Here is a 4,137-nt window from a genome sequence, read left to right on the forward strand (position 1 = left end):
GACGCTCGCAGTCGCGTAGACCTCCGCACCCAGATGCCGGGCGATCTGGGTGGCCGCCATACCCACACCACCGGTGGCCGCGTGGATCAGCACCGACTCGCCCTGGCTGAGGCCGGCGAGGTCGACCAGTCCGTAGTAGGCGGTGGCGAAGGCGACCGGGATGGATGCCGCCGTGGTGTACGACCAGTGCTCCGGGATGGTGGCCAGCAGCCGGCGCTGGGTGACCGCGACCGGGCCGAAACCGCCCTCGACCAAGCCGAAGACACGGTCACCGGGGGACAGGTCGTCCACCCCGGGGCCGGTTTCCAGGACGATGCCGGCGGCTTCACCACCGGCCAACCGGTTGTCGTCGACCATACCCAGCGCCACGACAACGTCGCGGAAGTTCAACCCCGCGGCGCGGACGGCGATGCGGACCTCACCGGCTTGCAGGGGTCGTTGCGGAACCGCGGTGAGGGTGAGGTCTTGCAGGGTGCCGCTTCGGGGTTGCTGCAGCTGCCAGGTCTCGGTGTCGGGGATGGTCAGCGGGCCGGGGTGTGCGCGGGTGAGGCGTGGTGCTTCCCATCGGCCGTCGGTGACCCGCAGTCGGGGTTCGTCGAGCCCGGTGGCTGCGTTCAGGTGTGCCGGGTCGAGGGGGTCGTTGCTTTCCACCAGGACGAACCGGCCCGGATGTTCGGACTGCGCGGACCGGATCAGACCCGAGACCGCCGCGGAGGCCAATCCGGTCCCGGTGTGTACGACCACGGTGCTGTCCGAGGCGAGCCCGTCTTTGATCGCCTGCAGGGTTCGGGTGGTGAGGGCACGAGCTTCGGTCAGCGGGTCGTCGCCGTCGGGGTGTGCGGTGAACACCACCACGTCGGATGCGGGCACGCCCTCCGGGGCCGAGACTTCGGTCCAGGTCAGGGTGAACAGGTCGTCGGACTCCCCGGCGACCGGTCGGGTGGTCAGCGCCCCGATGGTGGCGACAGGTCGGCCCGTGTCGTCGGCCAGCCGGATGGTGAAGCCGTCCTGCTGGGGGGTGACCGCGGCGCGCAGCATGGTCGGGCCGGTGGTGGTGTGGACCCGCACCTGGTTCCAGGAGAACGGCAGCCGCACTTCCCGCTGGGTTTCCGGGGCGTGGAGCATGCAGGCGTGCAGGGCGGCATCGAGCAGGGCGGGGTGCACGGCGTAGTGGGTGGCGTCCTGGGCTTGGGCTTCGGCGAGGCTGATGTCGGCGTAGATGGTGTTGTGGTGGCGCCATGCGGCTTGCAGGCCTTGGAAGGCGGGTCCGTAGTGGTAGCCGTCGGCGGTCAGCCGGGGGTAGAAGTCGGTGACGTCGATCGGCTTGGCCTCGGCCGGCGGCCAGACGACGGCATCGGGCGGGACGGCTGTGGGCGGGGAGGTGCTGATGGTGGCGGTGGCGTGTCGGGTCCAGTCGCTGGTGTCGTCCTCCTTCGAGTACACGGTGACTGTGTCGCCGGCGACCGACACGGAGAGTTGCACGCTTCCGGTGGCCGGGAGCACGAGTGGTGTCTCGATGACGAGTTCATCGATGACATCGCGGCCGACCTCGGCGGCGGTGCGAGTGACGAGTTCGACGAAGGCGGTGCCGGGCAGCAGGATGTTGCCGCGGATCTGGTGGTCGGCCAGCCAGGGGTGGGTGGCCAGCGAGACCCGCCCGGTCAGCACGACGCCGTCGGTGCCCGGGAGCTCGACGAGGGTGTCGAGCAGGGGATGCCGCAGCCCGCCGGGGGAGACGGTCGCCGCGCTGATCCAGTAGCGGTGGTGTTGGAAGGCATAGGTCGGGAGGTCGAGGGTCCGCCGGCCGGTGTCGCCGATGAGGTGCGGCCAGTCGACGTTCACGCCGTGGACGTGGGCTTCGGCGAGCGCGGTGTGCATTCGGGTGATGGTTCCGTCGTCACGGCGCAGGGTGGCGACGGTGACCGCGTCGTCCATGGCCGGTAGCAGCACCGGGCTGGCGCTGACCTCGACGAACACGGTCTCACCGAGCGCCTGCAAGGTTTCCACCGCTGTGTGGAAGCCGACCGGTTGACGCAGGTTGCGGTACCAGTAGTCCCGATCGAGCGGCCCGTCGACCCACGCTCCGTCGACAGTTGAGAACCACGGCACAGTCGGGGCGTGCGAGCCGATGCCAGCGGTGATGTCGAGCAGTTCGGTCTGGATCTGTTTCACGTGTGGGGTGTGCGAGGCGTAGTCCACCGCGATCTTCCGGACCCGGTCGCCGAGCATTTGTTCCACCGCGTCCGGATCACCGGCGACGACGGTGGAGGCCGGGCCGTTGTGCGCGGCAATCCAAACCCCGTCAGCGAGGACGATCTGATCAGCGGGCAACGTCACCGATGCCATCGCGCCGTGACCCGCCAATCTCTGGCTGATCAGACGACTGCGCAACGCCACGACCCGGGCGGCGTCTTGCAGCGAGATCGCACCTGCGATACACGCGGCGGCGATTTCGCCCTGGGAGTGGCCGACGACCGCGTCGGGATGGACCCCGGCGGCCTGCCATACCGCGGCCAGTGACACCATCACCGCCCAGCAGGCTGGTTGCACCACCTCGACCCGGTCGACGACGGCCGGGTCGTCGAGCACGGCGAACAGGTCCCAGTCGACGAACTCGCTCAACGCCGCCGCGCACTCGGTCATCCGTTCGGCGAACACCACCGACGACCCTCGCAGGGCGGCGCCCATGCCGAGCCACTGCCAGCCCTGACCCGGGAACACGAACACCACCCGCGGTTCGGTTATCGCCGTGCCGGTGATGGTGTCGTCGCCCAGCAGTACGGCGCGGTGCTCGAACAGCGACCGTGTCACCGCCAGGGTGGCGGCCACCGCCGGAACATTCACACCGGGCGTGACGGTCAGGTAGGCGCGTAGCCGGTTCTCGTAGTCGGCCAACGCCGCCGGTGTCTTGGCGGAGATGATCAGCGGCGTGGGTTCGTGTGCCGGCTCGTGAGGGGTGGCTGGGGGTTGGTTGGGTGGGCTTTCGAGGATGACGTGGGCGTTGGTGCCGCTGACGCCGAAGGAAGAGACACCGGCTCGCCGGGGCCGATCGGCTTCTGGCCAGGGTTGGTTGTCGGTGACCAGCTCCACGGCGCCGGCGGTCCAGTCGACGTGCCGTGAGGGCTCATCGACATGCAGGGTTCGCGGTACTACCCCGTGCTGTAGGGCCATGACCATTTTGATGACACCGGAGACGCCGGCGGCGGCCTGGGTGTGGCCGACGTTCGACTTCAGTGATCCGAGCAGCAGCGGCCGCTCACGGTCCTGGCCGTAGCTGGCGATGACTGCTTGGGCCTCGATCGGGTCGCCCAGGGTGGTGCCGGTGCCGTGGGCCTCGACCACGTCGACCTCGCGGGGTGCCAGGCCCGCGTTACTGAGTGCGGCTTGGATGACGCGTTGCTGGGAGGGCCCGTTGGGCGCGGTGAGGCCGTTGGAGGCGCCGTCCTGGTTGACCGCCGAGCTACGGACGACGGCCAGGACCCGGTGACCTTTCGCTTGGGCTTCGGAGAGGCGCTCGACGAGGAGCACGCCGACGCCTTCGGACCAGCCCGTACCGTCGGCCGCGTCGGCGAAGGCCTTGCACCGGCCGTCAGCGGCCAGGCCGCGCTGGCGGGAGAACTCGACGAAGATGTCGGGTGTGGCCATCACGGTGACGCCGCCGACCAGGGCCATCGAGCACTCGCCCTGACGCAGCGCATGCCCGGCCTGGTGCAGCGCGACCAGCGACGACGAGCACGCGGTGTCGACGGTGATCGCGGGGCCTTCGAGGCCGAAGAAGTACGACACCCGGCCGGACAGCACACTCGTGGCGCCGGAGGTGGCACCGAAGCCGGCCAGATCGGCGCCGATGCCGTACCCGCCGGAGTAGGCGCCCATGAACACGCCGGTGTCGGTTCCGCGGGCGTCGGCCGGGTCGATGCCGGCTCGTTCGAAGGCTTCCCACGACGCTTCGAGGATCAGCCGTTGCTGCGGGTCCATGGCGAGGGCTTCGCGGGGACTGATGCCGAAGAACGCGGCGTCGAAGTCGGCTGCGGTGTGCAGGAAGCCGCCGTGCTGGGAGTGTGAGGTGTCGGTGACGTCCGGCCAGCCCCGGTCGGTGGGGAAGGGTGCGATGGCGTCGGTGCCCGATTCGACCAG

At 69.8% G+C, this 4,137-nt stretch carries 1 protein-coding gene; it reads right to left on the reverse strand.

Features of this window, described 5'->3' with window-relative positions; all coding sequences use genetic code 11:
* Positions 1-4,137 (reverse strand): beta-ketoacyl synthase N-terminal-like domain-containing protein (locus tag AB0M54_RS47755; RefSeq protein ID WP_364480011.1); only part of this gene is annotated, 4,137 nt, incomplete at both ends.

Source organism: Actinoplanes sp. NPDC051470, from assembly GCF_040682035.1.
In the GTDB taxonomy this organism is placed as follows: Bacteria; Actinomycetota; Actinomycetes; order Mycobacteriales; family Micromonosporaceae; genus Actinoplanes.